The organism is Micromonospora sp. A3M-1-15 (assembly GCF_024213425.1).
In the GTDB taxonomy this organism is placed as follows: domain Bacteria; phylum Actinomycetota; class Actinomycetes; order Mycobacteriales; family Micromonosporaceae; genus Micromonospora; species Micromonospora chersina.
In genome coordinates, this window is record NZ_JANAVK010000003.1 from 882618 (window position 1) to 902951 (window position 20334).

At 70.9% G+C, this 20334-nt stretch carries 17 protein-coding genes and 1 pseudogene; 10 read left to right on the top strand and 8 right to left on the bottom strand.

The genetic code is table 11. The features are described 5' to 3' along the window. Positions 1 to 26: 26 nt before the first annotated feature. Positions 27 to 1253 carry an RNA polymerase sigma factor gene (locus NLX85_RS19300; protein ID WP_254337058.1) on the bottom strand — a complete coding sequence of 409 codons (1227 nt, stop codon included), beginning with the start codon at positions 1251 to 1253 and terminating at the stop codon, positions 27 to 29. A gap of 43 nt (positions 1254 to 1296) precedes the next feature. After that, positions 1297 to 1668 carry a YciI family protein gene (locus NLX85_RS19305; protein ID WP_254337059.1) on the bottom strand — a complete coding sequence of 124 codons (372 nt, stop codon included), beginning with the start codon at positions 1666 to 1668 and terminating at the stop codon, positions 1297 to 1299. Between the two features lie 499 nt (positions 1669 to 2167). Between NLX85_RS19305 and NLX85_RS19310 the strand changes: the two genes are divergently transcribed. The 5 genes from NLX85_RS19310 to NLX85_RS19330 all read left to right on the top strand — a co-directional run bounded on the left by NLX85_RS19310 (position 2168) and on the right by NLX85_RS19330 (position 9186). Continuing rightward, entirely contained in the window at positions 2168 to 2773 is a 606-nt protein-coding gene (locus NLX85_RS19310) for a hypothetical protein (protein ID WP_374628110.1), read from the top strand. Between the two features lie 594 nt (positions 2774 to 3367). Then, a complete protein-coding gene (locus tag NLX85_RS19315) occupies positions 3368 to 5203 on the top strand; it encodes a long-chain fatty acid--CoA ligase (protein ID WP_254337061.1) in 1836 nt (611 codons plus the stop codon). A 57-nt stretch (positions 5204 to 5260) separates the two neighbouring features. After that, positions 5261 to 5800 carry a GNAT family N-acetyltransferase gene (locus NLX85_RS19320; RefSeq protein WP_254337063.1) on the top strand — a complete coding sequence of 180 codons (540 nt, stop codon included), beginning with the start codon at positions 5261 to 5263 and terminating at the stop codon, positions 5798 to 5800. A 310-nt stretch (positions 5801 to 6110) separates the two neighbouring features. Beyond that, positions 6111 to 8222 (top strand): PQQ-dependent sugar dehydrogenase, encoded by a 2112-nt coding sequence (locus NLX85_RS19325; protein WP_254337065.1) that lies wholly within the window; start codon positions 6111 to 6113, stop codon positions 8220 to 8222. A gap of 19 nt (positions 8223 to 8241) precedes the next feature. Next, the gene (locus NLX85_RS19330) at positions 8242 to 9186 is read left to right on the top strand and encodes a sugar phosphate isomerase/epimerase (protein ID WP_254337067.1); all 945 of its coding nucleotides are present in this window, start codon (positions 8242 to 8244) and stop codon (positions 9184 to 9186) included. Between the two features lie 95 nt (positions 9187 to 9281). Here the strand turns inward: NLX85_RS19330 and ggt are convergent, their stop codons facing one another. From ggt to NLX85_RS19345, 3 genes and pseudogenes are all read right to left on the bottom strand, one after another. Beyond that, positions 9282 to 11084, bottom strand: coding sequence for a gamma-glutamyltransferase (gene ggt / locus NLX85_RS19335; protein ID WP_254337069.1), 1803 nt, complete (start codon positions 11082 to 11084; stop codon positions 9282 to 9284). A 12-nt stretch (positions 11085 to 11096) separates the two neighbouring features. Continuing rightward, positions 11097 to 12518, bottom strand: a complete 1422-nt coding sequence (locus NLX85_RS19340; RefSeq protein ID WP_254337070.1) for a transposase — start codon at positions 12516 to 12518, stop codon at positions 11097 to 11099. Further along, a pseudogene (locus NLX85_RS19345) lies at positions 12515 to 13101 on the bottom strand (IS607 family transposase). Before NLX85_RS19345 ends, NLX85_RS19340 begins: the two are co-directional and overlap by 4 nt. Before the next feature lie 633 nt (positions 13102 to 13734). Here NLX85_RS19345 and NLX85_RS19350 point away from each other — a divergent pair. The 3 genes from NLX85_RS19350 to NLX85_RS19360 are packed head-to-tail and all read left to right on the top strand — an operon-like array spanning position 13735 to position 15122. Next, on the top strand, positions 13735 to 14148 hold the full coding sequence (locus tag NLX85_RS19350; RefSeq protein ID WP_308210762.1) for a metalloregulator ArsR/SmtB family transcription factor: 414 nt from the start codon (positions 13735 to 13737) through the stop codon (positions 14146 to 14148). Beyond that, positions 14081 to 14563, top strand: a complete 483-nt coding sequence (locus tag NLX85_RS19355; RefSeq protein WP_254337074.1) for an SRPBCC domain-containing protein — start codon at positions 14081 to 14083, stop codon at positions 14561 to 14563. Before NLX85_RS19350 ends, NLX85_RS19355 begins: the two co-directional genes overlap by 68 nt. After that, complete coding sequence (locus NLX85_RS19360) at positions 14550 to 15122, top strand: TIGR03086 family metal-binding protein (protein WP_254337076.1); 573 nt, start codon at positions 14550 to 14552, stop codon at positions 15120 to 15122. Before NLX85_RS19355 ends, NLX85_RS19360 begins: the two co-directional genes overlap by 14 nt. A 163-nt stretch (positions 15123 to 15285) precedes the next feature. Here NLX85_RS19360 and NLX85_RS19365 read toward each other — a convergent pair whose 3' ends face one another. The 3 genes from NLX85_RS19365 to NLX85_RS19375 all read right to left on the bottom strand — a co-directional run bounded on the left by NLX85_RS19365 (position 15286) and on the right by NLX85_RS19375 (position 18189). Beyond that, positions 15286 to 15933, bottom strand: a complete 648-nt coding sequence (locus tag NLX85_RS19365; RefSeq protein ID WP_254337077.1) for a hypothetical protein — start codon at positions 15931 to 15933, stop codon at positions 15286 to 15288. A 94-nt stretch (positions 15934 to 16027) separates the two neighbouring features. Beyond that, the gene (locus tag NLX85_RS19370) at positions 16028 to 17194 is read right to left on the bottom strand and encodes a mandelate racemase/muconate lactonizing enzyme family protein (protein WP_254337079.1); all 1167 of its coding nucleotides are present in this window, start codon (positions 17192 to 17194) and stop codon (positions 16028 to 16030) included. Continuing rightward, complete coding sequence (locus tag NLX85_RS19375) at positions 17191 to 18189, bottom strand: LacI family DNA-binding transcriptional regulator (protein WP_254337081.1); 999 nt, start codon at positions 18187 to 18189, stop codon at positions 17191 to 17193. The genes NLX85_RS19370 and NLX85_RS19375 overlap by 4 nt, the downstream gene beginning before the upstream one ends. Positions 18190 to 18418: 229 nt before the next feature. Here NLX85_RS19375 and NLX85_RS19380 point away from each other — a divergent pair, with 229 nt between their 5' ends. Both NLX85_RS19380 and NLX85_RS19385 read left to right on the top strand, forming a co-directional pair. Beyond that, positions 18419 to 19297, top strand: a complete 879-nt coding sequence (locus NLX85_RS19380) for an ABC transporter permease (RefSeq protein ID WP_254337083.1) — start codon at positions 18419 to 18421, stop codon at positions 19295 to 19297. A 16-nt stretch (positions 19298 to 19313) separates the two neighbouring features. Next, positions 19314 to 20330, top strand: a complete 1017-nt coding sequence (locus NLX85_RS19385) for an ABC transporter substrate-binding protein (protein WP_254337085.1) — start codon at positions 19314 to 19316, stop codon at positions 20328 to 20330. The last annotated feature ends 4 nt before the right edge of the window (positions 20331 to 20334 follow it).

Sequence of the window (20334 nt, forward strand, 5' to 3'; positions counted from 1 at the left end):
CCTACGCACCCTGAGGCGACGCGGACTCAGCTCAGCTCGGCCGCCTTGCGCAGCAGCACTGAGCGTTCGCGCTGGTTGGGACACAGCCGGGCCGCCAGCTCCAGCTCGGCGCGCGCTTCCGGTCGCCGGCCGAGCCGGGCCAGCAGTTCACCGCGTACGGTCGGAACCAGATGCGAACCGGCGAGCCGGTCCGAGACGATCAGCTCGTCCACGATGGCCAGGGCTTGGGCCGGACCCGATGCCATGGCCACGGCGACGGCCCGGTTGAGCTCGACCACCGGCGAGGGTGCTACCCGGCCGAGCGCCTCGTAGAGCACCACGATCCGGTCCCAGTCGGTCGCCTCGACCGAGGGCGCCGAGGCGTGGGCGGCGGCGATCGCGGCCTGCAGGCCGTAGGGGCCGAGGCCGCGAGTCGATGCCCTGGCCAGCGCGGCCAGCCCACGGCGGATCGCGGCGACGTCCCACCGCCGCCGGTCCTGGTCCTCGAGCAGGATCGGCGAACCGTCCGGGGCGGTCCGGGCCGGGAAGCGCGCGGCCGTCAGCTCGAACAGGGCGAGCAGGCCGTGCACCTCCGGCTCGTCCGGCTGCAGCGCGGCCAGCGTACGAGCCAGCCGGATCGCCTCGTACGCGACCTCGGGGCGCAGCAGCCGGTCGCCCGACGTGGCCGTCGACCCCTCCGTGAAGATCACGTAAAGGACGCTGAGCACGCCGCCCAGCCGCTCCCGGCGCTCGCCGGCCGCCGGCAGCTCGAACGGCACCCCGGCTGCCGCGATCGTCTTCTTGCCCCGGGTGATGCGGGCCTGCACGGTCGGCACGGGTACGAGGAACGCGCGAGCGATCTCCTCGCTGGACAGGCCACCGACCACGCGCAGGGTCAGCGCCACCCGGGCCTCGGGAGAGAGCACCGGGTGGCAGCTGACGAACATCAGCGCAAGGACGTCGTCATCGATCCGGTCGGGATCGACTTCGTCGTCAACCGCCGAGCCGACCGCCAGGTCGGCCGCCAGCAGGGCGTACCGGTCCTGAAGGGTGGCCCGGCGGCGGATCGCGTCGACGGCCCGCCGCCGGGCCGTGGCCATCAGCCAGCCGGCCGGATTGGCCGGAGAGGCGAGCGGCCACGACACCAGCGCCTCGGCCACCGCCTCCTGCGCCGCGTCCTCGGCCAGCCCGAAATCGCCGGTGAACCGGGTCAGAGCGGCGACGATCCGCGCCGACTCGATCCGCCAGACGGCCTCCACGCCGGCCGTGTCCATCAGATCCGACCGTCACTCTGACGCCCGGCCCGGCCCTCGGCGGTCACCTGTCGACCTGCGGGACCTCGTCGCTCTCGGGCACCCGCCGGACCTCGATCTTGGATCCGCGGGCCGCCGGGACCCGCTTGGCCCACTCGACCGCCTCCTGCTTCGAGGCGACGTCGAGCAGGAAGAAGCCGCCGAACAGTTCCTTGGTCTCGCCGTACGGCCCGTCCGTGACCACCGGGGCCTCGCCGCTGAAGTCGACCACGACGCCCTGACCCGGATCGTCCAGCCCTTCGGCCGCGAGGAGAACGCCGGCCTTGACCATCTCTTCGATGAACTGACGGGTCGTGGCCATCATCTCGTCGATGTCGGCCATCATGGCCGCGTTCGACTCGTCGGTGCCCCGCATGATCAGCAGGTACTTCGGCATCGCGTTCTCCTCGTTCGGCGGCGCCGCCTCTCGGCCCTCGCACCCTAACGTCGAACGAGCGACCGGCGGATCGACACGGCCCCGGAGAAATCTCTCGCCGCGACGCAGCCGATCCCTCCGCCCGCCGTTTCGCACGCGTCGCCGACGGCTGTCGAAGGACAAGGCGGAGACAGCGGGAGGAACAAACGCGGAAGGTGGCCTCGCCCCGGGCTGCGTCACGCAGCGGTCCGCGCGCGGTCGCGCGAACGAAGGTCAGGGCCGGCTCGATACCGGCGACGAACGTGAACGCCCGGGTGCACACCACGGTGCCGACGGCCGGGAATTCGTTCGTGCCAGCAGCGAAGCACTTGCTCCTCACGCGTCAGGGCACACCCCGCCCCGAGGATGAGTCGGGACCTTGGTCCCGACCGAATGAGTGTTCTGGCCCGCGCGCCCCAGCACCCCGGCGAGAGAGGGTGAGTCTGTAAGGAGAGAAGACGGACAGTCCCGGAGGCACCAGATGACCAGCCGCACGAACAGCGCCAAGGTTCCCGTCAAGGTTCCGGCGCACGGTCTCGAACACGCCGCGTCGCCCGGCCACATGCTCACCAACACCGCCGCCCGCGCGTTGGCTGTCCTGCGGATCACGACCGGGTTCGTGTTCCTGTGGGCGTTCCTGGACAAGACCTTCGGGTTCGGCTACTCCACCCCGGCCGAGCGGGCATGGATCAACGGCGGCTCGCCGACCAAGGGCTTCCTGTCCCACGTCGAGGTCGGCCCGTTCCAGTCGATCGCGCACACGATCGCTGGCGCCTGGTGGGCCGACATCCTGTTCATGACCGGCATGGCCGCCGTCGGTGCCGCCCTCATCCTGGGCATCGGGCTGCGCGTCGCGGCCGGCTCCGGCGCGCTGATCATGGCCCTGATGTGGCTGGCCGAGTTCCCGCTCGCCCGGCTCACCGCGACTGGTGAAGCGTCGGGGTCGACCAATCCGATCACCGACTACCACGTCATCTACGCGGTGGTCCTGGTCGTCCTCGCCGCCGGATACGCCGGGCACACCTGGGGCCTCGGACGCATCTGGGCCCGGCTGCCCTTCGTCCAGCGCAACCGGTGGATGATCTGACCTATCTCTGGAAGTGTCTGCTGGGCCGCCCGACGGCCCAGCAGACGCGTGTTGCCCCTACTGCCTCTCCGGCTGAGCCTGGCCGACAGCCGCCCGAGGGGTTCTGGAGCCAGCCTCGAGCCCGGTGCAGGGGCCGATGACGGACCGGGCGCCGCGCCCGACAGCAGACTGACGCCGAACGCGGTCACGGACCGCTACGGCGTCCACCTGACTGCCGGGACCGCGATCTTCACCCCAGCAGTCTGGCCTGCGGGAACGCGGGTCAGGCGTGGATCAGCCGCCCGCCGTCGTTCCGGCCGTGAACGGAGCCCAGGACGGGGCGGAGCGTTTGCCTGGGTACACCTCGGGCATTCGCGCTGCGGAGCACGGCGGCCGGGGAAGCGGTCGTGAACATCCACAGCCCGGCCGGTCAGGCGATGCAGGACGACACGGCACCGACATCGAGCGCGTGATGAGCAAACGGGACGGGAAGAACGACGACCACTGATCAGGAATGGAATTCCCGCCTGAGCCCGACCAGGTCTGCGAGGACCTGAAGACAAGCCGGCAGGGCGTACGGGGACGCATCGGTCTACAGCAAGGGGCGTAGGGGGCATGCGGGGCAGCATCGCGGTGAAGCCGGCGGTGACCGGCGCCGAGTCGGCGGGGCTGGCCGACGTGGTCTGGGAGAACGCGCGGCGGAAACCGGACACGGTGCAGTTTCTGCGACCGGACCCGGACATCCGGTCGTGGCCCGCGCCGCAGCCCCGCGTCGGCGACGCGGGCGCGGTGACCTGCCGGCAGTTCCGCGACGACGTGCTGGCGTTGGCGCGCGGGCTCATCGCGGCAGGGGTCGAGCCGGGGGCCCGGGTGGCGTTGATGAGCCGCACCCGCTACGAGTGGACCCTCGTCGACTATGCGGTGTGGACGGTCGGCGCGGTGACCGTTCCGGTGTACGACACCTCCAGTGCCGAGCAGCTGGCCTGGATCCTGGCCGACTCCGGCGCGGTGGCGTGCGTGGTCGAGACAGCCGAGCACGCCGCGATGCTGTCCGGCGTGCGGGACCGGCTGCCCGGGCTGGAGCAGGTGTGGCAGATCGAGGCAGGGGACCTGGTGCAGGTGACGGCCCGCGGGCGGGCCGTCGACGACGAGCAGGTGGAGGACCGCCGTGACGCGGTGTCCGGCGCGGACGTGGCGACGATCGTCTACACCAGCGGGACGACGGGCCGGCCGAAGGGCTGCGTGTTGACGCACCGCAACATCGGCCTCGACGTCGGCAACGCGGTCGCGGCCCTGCCGGAGTTGTTCCACGAACGGGCGTCGACGGTGCTCTTCCTGCCCTTGGCGCACGCGTTCGCCCGGATGATCCAGGTGGGGATGGTGCAGACCCGGGCGACCATGGTGCACAGCGCCAGCATGAGTGGCGTGCTGGACCAGCTTCGCCGGTACCGGCCCACGTTCGTCCTCGCGGTGCCACGCGTGTTCGAGAGGATGTACAACCGGGCGCAGCAGAAGGCCATCGAGAAGCACCAGGGTCGCCTCTTCGCCGTCGCCGAGCGGGTGGCCGTGCGGTACAGCCGGGCCCTCGACCGCCCGTCCGGCCCCGGCCGGATGCTCCGGCTGGCGCGGTGGGTCTTCGACCTGCTGGTCTACCGGAAGCTGCGGGCGGCGCTCGGCGGACGGTGCCGCGTCGCGATCGTCGGTGGCGCCCCGCTCGGTGAGCGGCTCGGACACTTCTTCCGCGGGGCCGGTCTGACGCCGCTGGAGGGGTACGGGTTGACCGAGACCTCCCCGGCGCTGGCGGCGAACCGGCCGTCGGCCATCCGGATCGGCACGGTCGGCAGGCCGCTGCCGGGCGTCGAGTTGGCGATCGCCGACGACGGGGAGGTCCTCGCCCGCGGCGACGTCGTGTTCCAGGGCTACTGGCACAACCCGTCCGCCACCCGCGCGGCGTTCACCGCCGACGGCTGGTTCCGCACCGGCGACCTCGGCAGCCTCGACGAGGACGGCTATCTGCGCATCACGGGACGCACCAAGGAGATCCTGGTGACCGCGGCCGGCAAGCACATCGTGCCGGCGCCGATGGAGGATCGGGTACGCGCGGACCCGCTGGTCAGCAACTGCATGCTCGTCGGCGACGCCAAGCCGTACGCCGCCGCACTGATCACCATCGACCCGCAGGCGTGGCAGCGGTGGCGGACCGCCCACGGCCATCCGCGCGCCTCGGTGGCGGAGCTGCGCGACGACCCCGCCCTGCGCGGCGAGATCCAGGCTGTGGTCGACCGGGCGAACAGCTCGGTCTCCAAGGCGGAGGGGATCAAGACCTTCCGCATCCTGCCCCACGACTTCACCGAGGCCAACGGCGAGCTGACTCCCACCCTGAAGATCAAACGGGAGGTGGTGCAGCAGCACTGCGCCGCCGAGATCGAAGCCCTCTACGCCGGTCACTGAGGCCGCCGAGGGCTGACCCGCCTTGATCGCTGCGGAGCCGGCTGATTAGCTGGCCGCATGACCGACCTCGGACCCGTCCCGTGGCCGCCACAGCCGATCCGGACCGAGAGGCTCGTGCTCCGGGAGCCCGAGGCCCGCGACCGTGCGGCTTTCGTCGAGCTGCTGGCGTCGCCGGAGGTGCACACCTACCTCGGCGGTCCCCGGCCGCGTGACGAGCTCGAGCGCGAGCTGCCCGAGGCACCCGGACGGTGGCCCGGCAGTTTCGTCGTCGAGCTCGAAGGGGCGATGATCGGCCAGATCCTGCTCCGGAGAGCAACGGAGCACCGTCGCCCGGCTGCCGTGGGGAAGGCCGACCTCGGTTACCTGTTCCTGCCGCGGGCGTGGGGACTCGGGTACGCCGCCGAGGCGTGCGCGGCGGCACTCGACTGGTTCGACGGCGTCCTCCCCAGCGAGCCGGTGGTGCTCACCACCCAGACCGCAAACGTCAGCTCGATGCGCCTCGCGGCAAAGCTCGGGTTCACCGAGGTGGAGCGGTTCCAGGCCTGGGACGCCGAGCAGTGGCTCGGCCTCCGGTCCCCGGGCACACCGCCTGCGTGAGCCTGCGAAGGAACCACTTTCGTCGTTTCAGGACGAAAGTTTGGCTGGATCAGAGGAAAGCTATAGACACCTGACCATGTCTTTTGTAGCGTCGGCCAGGTCAATGGTGTTTCGTCGCGGTTAACCGCCAGGTCGCCGTCGACTGATCGCCACCTGTCCCCTATCCCAGTCCGCCGGCCCGTTCCCCAGCACGCCCGCCCAGTGGCGCCTGCGTGGTGACGGGCGACTCCGCCATGCCCGCAGCAGGTCCACAAAGGAGTAGCTGACTCCTCGACCTGCCCCGACCGGTCCCCAGCACAAGGAGAGGCAGATGAAGAGACGACTCGCGCTCGCTGTAGCGGGTCTGACGACCACGGCACTCGTCGCCACCCCCACCGTCGCGACGGCCGCGCCCGACGCGGCCGCTCCCCCGCCGGACAGCGGATTCCAGAAGGTCACCCTCAACGACAGCCCAGGCGAGCCGATGGACCTCGCGGTGCTGCCCGACAACCGGGTGCTGCACGTGACCCGTGCCGGTGAGGTCTGGTTGCACGACCCCACCACCGGCCGCAACACCGTCGCCGCCACTCTGGACGTCTACCGGCACGACGAGGAGGGCCTGCAGAACGTCGCCATCGACCCGAACTTCGGCAGGGCCGGCAACAACTGGGTCTACCTGTACTACTCCCCGCCCATGGACACCCCGGTCGACGACCCGTCGACCCCGGACGTCAACGAGGGCGACGCACCGGCCTGGGGCACGGCCGCGGACTTCGCGAAATTCAAGGGTGCCCTGCGGCTCTCCCGGTTCCGGCTGGTCAAGGACAAGCTGGACCTCTCCACCGAGCAGCAGATCCTCGACGTACCGGTCGACCGGGGCATCTGTTGCCACGTCGGCGGCGACATCGGCTTCGACGCCGCGGGCAACCTGTACCTGTCCACGGGTGACGACACCAACCCGTTCGAGTCCGGGGGCTACGCGCCGCTGGACGAGCGTCCGGGCCGCAACCCGGCGTACGACGCGCAGCGCACCGCGGCCAACACGAACGACCTGCGCGGCAAGATCCTGCGCATCACGGTCGGCGCGAACGGGGGGTACCGCATCCCGGACGGCAACCTCTTCCCGGAGGGCACGGCCGGCACCCGGCCGGAGATCTACCTGATGGGCCTGCGCAACCCGTTCCGGATCGAGCTGAACCGCGAGACCGGCGACCTGTACGTCGGCGACTACTCGCCGGACGCGGGCGCGCCCGATCCGCTGCGCGGGCCGGCCGGGCACGGCAAGTGGTTGGCCGCCCGCAAGGCCGGCAACTACGGCTGGCCGTACTGCGCGACCGCGCAACTGCCGTACGTGGACTACGACTTCGCCACCGGACAGTCGGGGGCGCCGTTCAACTGCTCCGCGCCGGTCAACGAGTCGCCGCACAACACCGGGCTGCGCCAGCTTCCGCCCGTGGAACAACCGCAGGTCTGGTACAACTACGGCCCCTCGGCGCAGTTCCCGGAGCTGGGCACCGGCGGCATCGGCCCGATGGCCGGGCCGGCGTACCAGTTCTCCCCGCCGACCACGCGGGGACGGGCGCCGGTGGCGTGGCCGGCCTACTACGACGGCATCCCGCTGTTCCACGAGTGGACGCGGGACTACGTGAAGGGTTTCCGGCTGGACGCCGGCGGCGACCTGACCGGGATCGAGCCGGTGCTCCCCTCGATCACCTTCGACAACCCGATGGACCTGGAGTTCGGGCCGGACGGCGCGCTCTACGTGCTGGAGTACGGCGACGGCTACTTCAGCGAGAACCCGGACGCGCAACTCGCGCGGATCGACTACACCGGCTGGACGGGCAACCACACCCCGGTCCCCCAGGTCTCGGCCACGCCCACGAACGGGGTCGCCCCGCTGACCGTCACGTTCTCCAGCGCGGGCACCACCGACTACGACGGCGACCGGCTGACGTACGCGTGGGACTTCGACAACGACGGCAAGGTCGACTCGCGGGCGGCGAACCCGACGTTCACCTACCGGAAGAACGGCCTGTACAACGCAACGCTCAACGTGAGCGACCCGGGCGGCCTCTCGGCCCCCGCCTCGGTCCGGATCGTGGTCGGCAACGCCGCGCCGGTCGTGGAACTGGTCAAGCCGGCCGACGGCCAGCCCTTCGCATTCGGCGACACCGTCCAGTTCGAGGTGCGGGTGACCGACGACCAGCCGGTGGACTGCTCCCGGGTCACCGTCACCTACGTCCTCGGCCACGACCAGCACGGGCACCCGCAGACCACCGCCACCGGCTGCACCGGCTCGATCCAGACGACGGTGCCCTCCGGCCACGACCCGGAGCAGGACAACCTGACCGCGGTGTTCGTCGCGTCCTACACCGACGCCGGCGGTGACGGCCTGCCGTCCCTGTCCGGCAGCGACCAGGTCGTCCTGGTCCCCACCGCCTAACCCTCGAAAAGGAGCAACCATGTGTTACGGACACGACGGGATGGCCGCGCTGCGGCGCTCCGTTGACCGGCGCAGCCTGCTGCGCGGCTCACTCGCCACCCTCGCCGGCGTGGGACTCGCGGCGTCCGGCGTCGGGGCCACGGCCGCGTCGGCCACCATCCACCCGACCGGGCGGAACCACGTACCCCCGGGCCTGATCAGCATCCAGCTGTGGACGGTGCGCGACGCCCTGTGGGGTTCGCCCGGCTACGACGCCACCCTCACCCACCTGGCCCGCATGGGATATCCGCGCGTGGAGCTGGCGCTCGGCTACTTCGGTCGGACCGCCGCCCAGCTGCGCCAGTTCCTCGACGGCATCGGCATCAAGGCCAGCTCCAGCCACGACGGGATCAGCGGCAGCGCCGCCGAGCTGGAGCAGAAGATCCAGAACGCGGTCACCCTGGGCCAGCAGTTCATGGTGGTGCCCTACCTGTACTCCGAGAGCGCCGACGAGTGGAAGCGCTGGGCGGAGCAGATGAACGTCGAGGCCGCCGCGGCGCGAGCGGCCGGCCTGCGCTACGGCTACCACAACCACGCCCACGAGTTCACGATCGACCTCGGCGGCGGCAAGCGGCCGTGGGACGTCCTGACCGCGGAACTCGACCCGGCGCTCGTGCACCTGGAGGTCGACCTCTACTGGGCGGTCACCGGCGGCATCAACTCCGGCGACGGCGTCGCGGATCCCGAGGGCTTCGCCCTGGACGTCATCCGCTCCGCGCCACAGCGCGTCCTGCAGTACCACGTCAAGGACCGCGACGCGGCCACCGGCGACATGGCCGACCTGGGCACCGGGATGATCGACTTCGCCCGGATCTTCCGGGAGCACTCGGTGCTGGAGTACATCGTCGAGAACGACACCCCCGACGTGACGCCGCAGCAGACGGCCGAGGTCGGCTACCGCTACCTGCGCAAGCTGCGGTACTGAGCAACCGCCTGCAGGAATGCTGACGGGCACCAGGGCCGGCGGCCGGAGCTGCCGGCCCTGGTGCCCGACGGGGTCGCAGCCGCGGTCCTCCGTCGTCAGTCGCGCGCCCAGCGGCCGACGACGGCCGCCGCGCCGCCGCCCCGGCGTACGGGCTCGGCCGCCGCGACCAGCCGGCCGTCCGGCAGGAACTCGACACCGGTCGCCGCGCCGATCTCCGCGGTCGGCGAGAAGGCGTGGCCCGGCGGGAGGCCGGCGGCGTACGCGGTGATGAAGGCCGGCTCCGCCTGGGTGCTGGCGCCGTTGCGCTGCGACGCCCGCGGCGCGGCGAGGGCCTGCGGCAGCGTCATGCCCCGGTCGATCCGGTTCACCAGCATCTGCAGGACGGTGGTGATGATCGTCGCGCCGCCGGGCGAGCCGACGGCCAGGAACGGCCGCCCGTCGGCCAGCACGATCGTGGGTGACATGGAGCTGCGCGGGCGCTTGCCCGGCCCCGGGAGGTTCGGGTCCGGCGCGGCGCCCTGGGTCGGCGCGAAGTTGAAGTCGGTCAGCTCGTTGTTCAGCAGGAATCCCCGGCCGGGCACGACCATGCCGTTTCCGCCGGTCGCCTCAATGGTCAGCGTGTACTCGACGACGTTGCCCCACCGGTCGGCCACGGTCAGGTTGGTGGTGCCGGTGCGGTCGTCGCGGACATCGGCGACCCTCGCGGCCGAGCAGCCGCCGTAGGCGCCGTCGGGGACGCCGGGCGCGACCGGCTTGGGCAGCGCCGCCGACGGATCGATCAGGCAGGCCCGCTCCTTGGCGTACGCGTCGCTGAGCAGCTCGCGCAGCACGCTGCGCTGGGTGTGGTCGCCGACGTACCGGTTGCGGTCGGCGAACGACAGCGCGCTGGCCTCCAGGTAGTGGTGCATCGCCTGGGTCGCGGTCATGGACCGCAGGTCGAACTGTTCGAGGATGTTGAGCGCCTCCCCCACGGCGGTGCCGCCGCTGGACGGCGTGGGCATGCCGTACACCTCGAAGCCGCGGTAGTCCGACCGGGTCGGCTCGGGGAAGCGGGTGCGGTACGCGGCCAGGTCGGCGGCGGTCATGGCGGCCGGGCGGATGGGGTACGGCCACGAGCCGACCGGCTGCGCCGCCACCGGCGGGTGCCGCACGGTCGCGACCACGTCGCGACCGACCTCGCCGCGGTAGAGGACGTCGGTGCCCCGCTTGGCGATCAGCCGGTACGTCTCGGCGAGGTCCGGGTTGCGGAAGGTGCTGCCGACCGCCGGCGGCTGCCCGCCGGGCAGGTACAGCGCGCTTGTCGAGCTGAACTGGCCGAACGCCGCCTGGTTCCCGGCGATCTGATTGGCGAAGGTCTCGTCGACGGGGAAGCCGTCCTCGGCGACCCGCGCGGCGGGCGTGAGGAGCTGCGCGAGCGACCGGGTGCCCCAGCGGTCCAGCGCGTCCTGCCAGGTGAGCAGGGTGCCCGGGACGCCGACCGACAGCCCGCTGATCCGCGCCTCGTCGAACCGGTAGGGCGCTCCGGTGGCCGGGTCGATGAAGGTGGTCTCGCTCATCGAGGCCGGTCCGGCCTCGCGACCGTCGATGGTGTGCACCCGCCGCGTCTGCGCGTCGTAGTAGACGAAGAATCCCCCGCCGCCGATGCCGGCCGAGAAGGGTTCGGTGACGCCGAGCGTCGCCGCGGCGGCGACCGCCGCGTCGACCGCGTTGCCGCCGCGCCGCAGCACCTGGAGGCCGGCGGCGGTGGCGGTGGCGTCCACGGTGGAGACCGCTCCCCCGTAGCCGACGGCCACCGGCTCCTTCGGCGGATCGGACGGCTTCGCCTCGGCGGGAACGGCGGTCCCGGCCGCGAGCGTGGCCAGGGCGATGGTCGCGGTGACGAGGGCTCGAGGTCTCATCTGGCCTGCTTCCTACTTGTTGCCCATAGCTGAGCGGTTCGGATGTTTCGCTCTCCGCACGGCGGTGGTGGCCGGGCTGGAGTCCTGGACCGGCAGTCTGGTCCGGTGGCGATCGGTCCGGTCCTGCAGGATCTGCTTCACCTTGTGGTGTGGGGTGTGCAGGGCGATGTCGGGGTCGCCGGCTCGGTGCAGGATGTTGATCGCGGCGTTCACGTCGGCCTGCCACACCACCCCGCACGGCGTGCAGTGAAACCGGTCCCCACTACGTCGGCCGAACCGAGCGCAGCGGTGACAGGTTTGTGAGGTGTAGGCGGCGTTGACGGGAACGAGCGCAGAACCTCTGCGCTCCGACACGCTTTTCAGGGCCTCGGCGGTGACTCCTTTGGTCCACGCGGCGAGACGCCGGTTGATGTTCTGGCCGAGCTTTTTGCGCCCAGTGAAGCGCTTGGTGAGGTCTTCGGCGATCACTGTGGCGGCCTTGTCCACGACCTCGTGCACCGCGGTGAAGATCTCCGTGCGCACCCGTGCCCGGTGCCGGGCCGCTTTCCGATCCCGCTTAACGGTGCCGAGGTTGTTGACCTTGATCCGGTGTGCTTTTGCGTGGTCGCCACGCAGCGCGGCGTTGTTGGCGATTGAGCGTAGCTTCGCCCGACGACGGTTTCGTTCCTTCAACCGATCCGACTCACTGGACAGCAGCACGCCGAGCTCCGCACCGTGGGGCTGGCCGTCGGAGTCGGTCAGGGCTTCGGTGTAGCCCTTGTCCACGCCGATCGTCGCCTCGCCGCATGCTCGCTGTGATGAGCGCATCTGCGACGCGTCGATCTGGTAGTGCACCTCCACTCGGCCGCCGCGCAGTATCAGGCGCAGCGTCCCGGTGGGGGCGACGGTCGTGGACAGCGGGATCCTGACCATCTTGCGGGGCTCGAGCCCGGGAATCGCCAGCCACAACCGTCCCCGGCCATCGACGGCGGTGTGGTACTTGTCGGCGCGCACCACGATCTGATCGTGCGTGCGGTTGCGGCCGCGCTTCCAATGCTTGCGCATCTGCCGCGCCAGGAACGGATCACTGGCCCAATTGTCAGCCTTCAACGCCGTGAACATCCGCTTACGCTCGGCCGGATCGGTGGTGCGTCGGTTGATCGTCCGCCGGACGTCGACCTTGGCTGCCGCGAGGTTTGCTGCGATGTCGGCCATGGCATCGCGGACGGTTTCCTTCCACGCATTCGCCAATACACCAAACACCGCGTGTGTGCCGTCGGCCAGCCACCGGTCCCGCACCTGCCGGTCTGTCAACCCGGACCCGACCCCGGCGATCGAACCGTAGCGCTGCCACACCTCGCTGCGCACCCGGCCCAATCGGCGGGCCTGCTCCAGCAGGGCACCGTACTTGCCCGGATTCAATCGAGCAGAGTAGGCGATCCGGGTAACCTTCACCGGTCACCCTCCATGGTCAAGTCCGCCCTTTCCAACTCCTCCTTGGAGCGGCGCGAACCGTACAGCCGACACGAGAAGGTGGGCACGACGGCCAGCAGGTCCTCGACCAACTCCTGCTGCGGGGACAGTAACTCCTGGTTGGCGACGACCATCTTGCAGCCGCCGCGCGCCGCCAGATGCTCCACCAGGTCAAAACCGAACCGGGCCAACCGGTCCTTACGCGCCACGACCAGCGTGGCGATCTCACCCCGGTCGACGGCGTCCATCAACGCCAGGAACTTCTTGCGGCGAAGGTCCATCCCGCCGCCGACCTCGCTGATCCACTCGTCCACCGCCAGACCGCGAGCGACGCAGAACTGCTGCATCGCCGCCACCTGCGAGGCCAAGTCGACCTTCTGACCCGACGACGAGACCTGACCACAACCTTCCCGGTCGGCATCGAAGCCCGGCTGAAGCACCCCGTGCACATCCGAATCGCTGAAACACCGCCGCCAGGACGGCAACGGCGGGCCTTGATGCCCTCCGCGCCTCACCGCAGCACCGTGCTCACCCAGCCACCCGCCCGCTTGGCGAACTCGCCGATCCGACTGAAACCCCCACGGCAATCGATTGTGGACAGCTCTGGAGAGAGAATCAACCACTGCGCCCCTGTCACATCGAGGGGGGCGGCCGTCGTGGGTCGTAGCCGGGGCGGCTGGCTTACGCTGCGCGAGGACGATGCTCGAAGACGGGCACGCGAGGACGAGTGCGCGCCGCCCTCCAATTCGGAGTCAGCGGCGTTCGACGGGCACGTCGAAGAAGTCTCCTCCGACCAACCGACGGCATCTGTCGCCGCCCGCCCGTGAAGGTTCTTGATATGCCTGGCAACGCACAGTTGATCGTGGCGCGCGCCCTGGGTTTCCGACGCGGGTGAAACCACCCCGCTACGTGGCAGCTGACGATCCCGGGACCATGGCCGCGCAGCAGGTTGGCGATGTCGGGGCACAGGAAGAATGTCCGCGCGGGCCACCGCTGCGCCGACCGCGAAGGCGATCCCGGGAGCCGCCACGCTGATAGGACCGCGCGCCGACGCGGAACTCATCGCGCTCCCGTGCGCCTCACTGGACGACGAAACCGCCTGCGATTGCGGCTGGCTGACACGCAGCGGGAATAGCTCTTTCAACCAATGGGTTGACGGCCGATTCTCCTGCTGCCTACAGTTCTTCAAACCATCTGGTTGAAAGAGCGGGACGGGATGACCACGGATGCGCTGTCCCGGGCCTTCGCCGCCCTCGCGGATCCGACCCGGCGCGACATGGTGGCCCGGCTCTCGGAGGGCGACGCGACCGTGAGCCAGTTGGCCGAGCCCTACCGGATGACGCTGCAAGCGGTTTACAAGCACCTGCGGGTGCTCGAGGACGCCGGGCTGGTCAGCCGGCCGAGCGGGCCGCAGCCCCGGCCGGTGCGTCTGGAGGCCGGGGCCTTCGACCTGATGGACACCTGGATCGAGCGCCACCGGCGCCGCGTCGAGCAGCGCTACCGCCGCCTCGACGCCGTCCTGGCGGAGATGGAAGGAGACGAGCATGGACCGGATCACGGAGACAGCGATCGAGGCCGACCCGAGGCTGCCGGTCATCCGGACGAGTCGTGACTTCGCGGCACGGCCCGAGCAGCTGTTCCGCGCCCACACCGATCCCGTGTTGTTCGCCCGATGGGTGGGTCCCGATGCCACGACCACCCGGATCGACCACTGGGACGCGTCCACCGGCGGCAGCTGGCGGTACGCCTCGACGCACGACGGCACCGAGTACCGGTTCCGCGGCTGCTTCCACGAGGTACGGTCGGACCGCATCGTGCAGACCTTCACGTTCGAGGACGAGCCCGACGGCGTCGCGCTGGAGACGTTGTGGTTCGAGGACCTGGGCGGCGGCCGTACGCGGCTGCGCACCCAGTCCCTGGTCGACAGCTTCGAGGGCCGCGACGCGTGGCTGCGCAGCGGCATGGAGGTCGGCGTCAACGAGGGTTACGCGAAGCTGGAGAGGATGATCATCGATGGCGCTGTCTGACCGTCCGGCCGAGCGGCACCGCCAGGTTGCCGGGCTGTTCACCGACCACGTCCGTGGCGCCCGGTCGTGGGACGCCCCGGCCCCGGTCGCCGGCTGGACCGCCCGCGACGTCGTCCGTCACCTGACCGACTGGTTCCCCGGGTTCCTCGCCTCCGGCGCCGGCATCGACCTGGCGAAGGGGCCGTCCGTGGACGAGGACCCGGTCGCCGCCTGGCAGGTCCACAGCGATGCCGTGCAGGCGGTGCTCGACGACCCGGAGACGGCGCACCGCCAGCTCACCAACCCCCACCTCGGCAGCCTGCCGCTGGCGGCCGCGATCGACCGGTTCTACACCAGCGACGTGTTCATGCACACCTGGGACCTCTCCCGGGCCACCGGCCAGGACGACGCGCTGGACCCGGAGTTCTGCGCCGAACTCCTCGGTGGGATGGAGCAGATGGAGGAGGTCATCCGCTCCTCCGGCCAGTACGGCCCGCGCGTGCCGGTCCCCGAGGATGCAAACGCCCAGACCAAGCTGCTGGCTTTCATCGGAAGGGATCCGTTCTGGTCGAAGCCGTGAGCCAGACGCCGCCTGGCCTGCACTCAGGCCCACGCGTCCACAGTGAACGACCCGCGTCCCTCTCATCGCGGCTGCTCGATCGTGACGGCCTACTCGGCCGGTCTGCGGGCCATCCGTAGCGGACACCGGGGCCGACCTCGGCACGGCACCCACCACCCGATCGCTACCGCGGCTGATCGCCCTGCCCCTGGCCGGGCCAGGCCGGCGTCGCCGGCCCGTACTGCGGCGCGGCGGCAGGGTACGGCGGATACTGCGGCCGTCCGGCCTGCGGGTAGGGCGTATATGGCTGGTGGGGCTGCGGCACCGAGCCCGGCCGCAGGGCCGCGACCTGCTCGGCGAAGCGGTCGTGCGCGCGGCGGAGGTGCAGGATGCTGCCGTCCCTGGACACGTACCCGGAGGCGATGGGGCCGTTGGCGGCGGTGCTGGCCACGCCGAGTCCCGCGATGAGCAGTAGCACGAAGACCAGCACGATCGGGCCGGCGGTCGAGTCGCTTGGCGGAAGCAGGGCGGACAGCGCTACCGCGCCGACGACCGCGAGCACCACCAGGCCGACGCCGATGAGCAGGCGGCGGGTGCGCAACCTGCCGCAGTCGGCGCAGAAGGGCCAGGTCGGGGCCTTGACGCGCTTCTGCAGCACGGCGGCGACGATGGCGAAGGGCAGCACTCCGAACAGAAGCAGAACGTAGACCCACTTCGGCGTGTAGGACCGGAACACCGTCTTGCCCCGACGGGTCGCGGGCTGACCGTGACGGGCACAAACCTCGGGTACGGCTCCGGCGGTGACTGCCTGGGCGGGGAGATCGACTGTCATGGCGTCTCCATCGGAAGGGTCTGCGGCGTGAGCGGCGGCATCGCGGGCTGTACCCGGAATCGGAGCTGGCCAACCGCCGGTTGATCCGTCGCCGCTAGCGGCCGAGCACGTCCACGGCGAGTTCCCGCACCACCGACTCGTCCACCTCGACTCCGAGCCCCGGCCCGGTCGGCACCCGCGCGACCCCGTCCTTCACCTCGACCGTCGCGCCGGTGGCGTAGGAGGAGGTGAGGAACTGCCGCCCGTTGAGGTCGACCGGGGTATCGATCCCGTACGCCGCGAACAGGTGCAGCGAGGCGGCCAGCCCCAGGTCGGAGTCGGTGAGCCCGGATCCCATGAGCCGCACCCCGGCGTCCTCGGCCAGGGCGCAGAGCCGCCGCGACAGGGTCAGGCCGCCGCTGCGCTGCACCTTGGCGATCGCCACGTCCACCGCGTTCAGCTTCACGAACGTCGCCAGGTCGCTCGGGTGGCGCAGGCTCTCGTCGAGCGCGACCGGGATCGGTGAGGTCTCCCGCAGCCGGCGCTGCCCGGCGACGTCGTTGGCCGGCAGCGGCTGTTCGAACGCGGTGACGTCGAGGTCGGCGAGCCGGCGGGCCATCCGCAGCGCGCCGTCGACGGTGTACGCCTGGTTGGCGTCCACCCACAGCGCGGCGTCGGGCGCGGCCTCGCGGACCGCCCGCACCACGGCGGCGTCCTCGGCCTCGCTGTGCAGGCCGACCTTCACCTTGAACGCCTCGTACCCGAGGGCGCTGCCCTCGGCCACCGCGTCGGCCACCTCCGCGGCCGACTGCCCGGAGACGATCCAGCCGAGCTGGATGGTCTCCCGGCGACGCTGACCCCACAGCACACCGACGGACACGCCCAGGGCGCGGCCGAGCAGGTCGTGCAGGGCGACGTCGACCGCGCACTTCGCGAGCGGGGCGCCGATGGTGAAGCCCCGGTTGATCGCGCGGTCGAACGCGGTGGTCACCCCGTCGAGGTCCCAGGCTGGTCGGCCGAGGATCGCCGGGGCGAGGTAGCGGTCGACGGTGGTGACGATGGATTCGGCGGTCTCGTAGGTCCACGCCGGGATCGGGGTGGCCTCGCCCCAGCCGGTGACTCCGCCGGCGGTGACCTTGACGAGCACCCGGATGCTGGGCGTGCCGGCGACGGCGACCGAGCCGCCGGAGACGCCGAACGAGCGGATGGTGGGCAGCGCGACGGCGTACGTCTCGACCGCCTCGATGGTCAGGCCGGCCAGGTCGGCGGCGAGCGGGGTCACGAGCCCACCTTGGCGGTGCTGCCGCGCAGGACCACTTCGCCGCCCATCCGCAGGAGCCGGCGTCGCCGTCCGTTGTTCTCGGTCAGCGCCAGCTCCATCGCCTTCTCCCCCAGGCGTTGCAGGGGCAGCGCCACCGTGGTCAGCGCCGGGGTTAGGTCGCGGACGATCGGGATGTCGTCGAAGCCCGCGACGGAGATGTCGCCGGGGACGGACAGGCCCCGGTCGCGCAGCGCCGCACAGGCGCCGATGGCCATCACGTCGGTCAGGGCGAACACACACGTGGCGGCGGAACGGCGGTCCAGCAGCTCGGACATCGCGCCGTAGCCGCCGTCGCGGGTGAAGGGGCCGTCCACGATGTCGGCCGGGTCGAGCGCCACGCCGGCCTTGGCCAGCTCCTCGCGGAAGCCGCCGAGCCGGTCGGCGACGGTGGTGAGCGCCCGCGGCCCGGAGAGCACGGCGAACCGGCGGTGGCCGAGGTCGAGCAGGGCGCGGGCCATGGCCGCGGCGCCGGCCCGGTTCTCCGGCAGCACGCTGTCGACCTTCAGGCTGCGGTGCCGGCTGACCACCGCGACCCGGCCGCCACCGTCCAGGTAGGGCTTCAGCTCGGCCTCCAGGGCCCGCTCCCAGCGGGCGTCCTCGAAGCCGGAGCCGATCAGCAGGATGGCCGGCGCCCGCTCGGCGCGCAGCATCGACACGTACGCGATCTCCCGTTCGGGGTCGCGGAAGGTGCTGGCCAGCATGACCAGCAGGTCGTTGTCGCCGGCCACCCGCATGACGCCGCCGGCGATGGCGGCGAAGTAGGGGTCCGTGACGTCGTGGCAGATGACCCCGACGGTGCGGTGCGAGGCGCCGGCAAGGGCCCGGGCGTGCGCGTTGGGGGTGTAGGCCAGCTTCTCGGCGGCGGCGATGACCCGGTCCCGCAGTTGCGGGGTGACGCGCATGCCGTTGAGCGCCCGGGAGGCCGTGGCCAGCGAGACGTCGGCGGCTCTGGCCACGTCTTCCAAGGTCACGTGCGCCCGTGGCTGCATCGGTTTTCCCCCTGCGGAAGTTCTTGACCGGATTATTTCGGCGTGGTTACCGTAGCACCCTGAAAGCGCTTACTGAAAGCGCATTCAGGGCCGGTTCCCCGTCCTCACCGGGGTCGTCCGGCCCTGCCGACGGCACGCGCCTACCCAGCGGCTGAAGACCCGGAAACCACCGGCCAGCCAGGGAGAACGGAGGGTCATGGCCGCGCAGAGCACCATCGAGCAACCGGAGCGCACCGCTCCCGCCGGCGCCACCGCGTCGGCCGCCCGCCGCCCGGCCGCAGCGGGGGCCGGCCTGCTCCGGTTCGCCCGGAACACCTGGCGTCCCGCCGCGGTCCTCGTGGCCATCCTCGTCGTCTGGTGGGTGGTCACCGCCGCCGACCTGGTGAAGCCCTACCTGGTCCCCTCGCCCGGCACGACGCTGGACGTCGTTCTCGCCCAGCCGGGCTACTTCGCCCACCACACCTGGATCACCAGCTACGAGACGGTGCTGGGCTTCGCCATCGCCATCGTGGTGGGCGTGCTCTCCGCCGTGGTGATGGTCTACTCACCCACCGTCGAGAAGAGCCTCTACCCGCTGCTGCTGTTCGCCCAGGTCATCCCGAAGATCGCCATCGCGCCGCTGTTCATCGTGTGGCTCGGCTTCGGGCTCTCGCCCAAGGTCGTCGTCGCGGTCCTGATGGCCTTCTTCCCGATCGTCATCTCCACGGTCACCGGCATGAAGTCCATCGACCCGGAGATGCTGCAACTGTCGGCGACCATGGGCGCGGGCCCGGCACAGACCTTCCGCAAGATCCGGTTCCCCGCCGCCCTGCCGCACCTGTTCGCCGGCCTCAAGGTGGCCGCCACCATGGCCGTCACGGGCGCCGTCGTCGGTGAGTTCGTCGGCGCCAACGAGGGCCTCGGCTACGTGATCCTGCAGGCCAACGGCAACCTCGACACCCCGACCCTGTTCGCCGGGCTGATCATCATGTCGCTGCTCGGCGTGCTCCTCTTCGTCGTCGTCGAACTGCTGGAGTACCTGGTCCTGCCCTGGCACGCCAGCCGCCGCACCGACGCCGCCACCACAACGATGTGAACAGGAGAACCCTCGGATGAAGTTGCGTACTCTCGCCGCCGCCCTCGTGCCGGCACTCCTTCTGGCCACCACCGCCTGCGGCTCGTCCTCCGACGAGCAGGAGAAGAACGCCCAGGGCCTGGACAAGGTCACCCTCACCCTCAACTGGTACCCGTACGGCGAGCACGCGCCGTTCTACTACGGCAAGAAGAAGGAGATCTTCGCCAAGCACGGCATCGACCTGACCATCCAGGCCGGCCAGGGCTCCCAGAAGACGATCCAGGCCACCGCCGCCGGGCAGACCGACTTCGGCTGGGCCGACACCCCGGCGCTGCTCTCGGCCGTGGGTCAGGGGATGGACGTCAAGAGCGTCGGCGTCTTCCTGCAGACCACCCCGTCGTCGGTGCAGTTCTTCAGCGACAAGAACATCAACTCCCCCGCCGACCTCAAGGGCAAGACCATCGCCTCCACGGCGGGCGACGCGCTGAGCAAGACCTTCCCGGCGTTCCTCAAGGCCAACGGTCTGGCCGCCACCGACGTGACCCTGCAGAACACCGACCCGGCCGGCAAGATGGCCGCCGTCATGTCGGGCAAGACCGACGCGCTGCTCGGCTTCGCCACCGACCAGGGCCCGACCATGCAGGAGAAGGCCGGCAAGCAGGTCTCCTACCTGAAGTTCGCCGAGCACGGCCTGACCTTCTTCAGCAACGGTCTGCTCGCCTCCGGCGACACCGTCAAGAACAAGCAGGACCTGGTCAAGCGGATGGTCGCGGCCAGCAGCGAGGCCTGGTCCGCCGCCGAGAAGGACGCCGCCGGCGCCGTGGCGGCGATGCAGGGCGCGTCCCAGCAACTGCCGTCGGAGAAGGTGCTGACCGACCAGTTCAACGCCACGCTCCAGCTCCTGCACACCGACGCCACCAAGGGGCAGGCCCCCGGCGTCAACGACGAGTCCGACTGGCAGAAGACCATCACCGTCTTCGCCGACGCCGGCGTGATCACCAAGGCGGAGTCGCCCTCGAAGTACTGGGACGCGAGCTTCGCGCCGAAGGGATGAGACC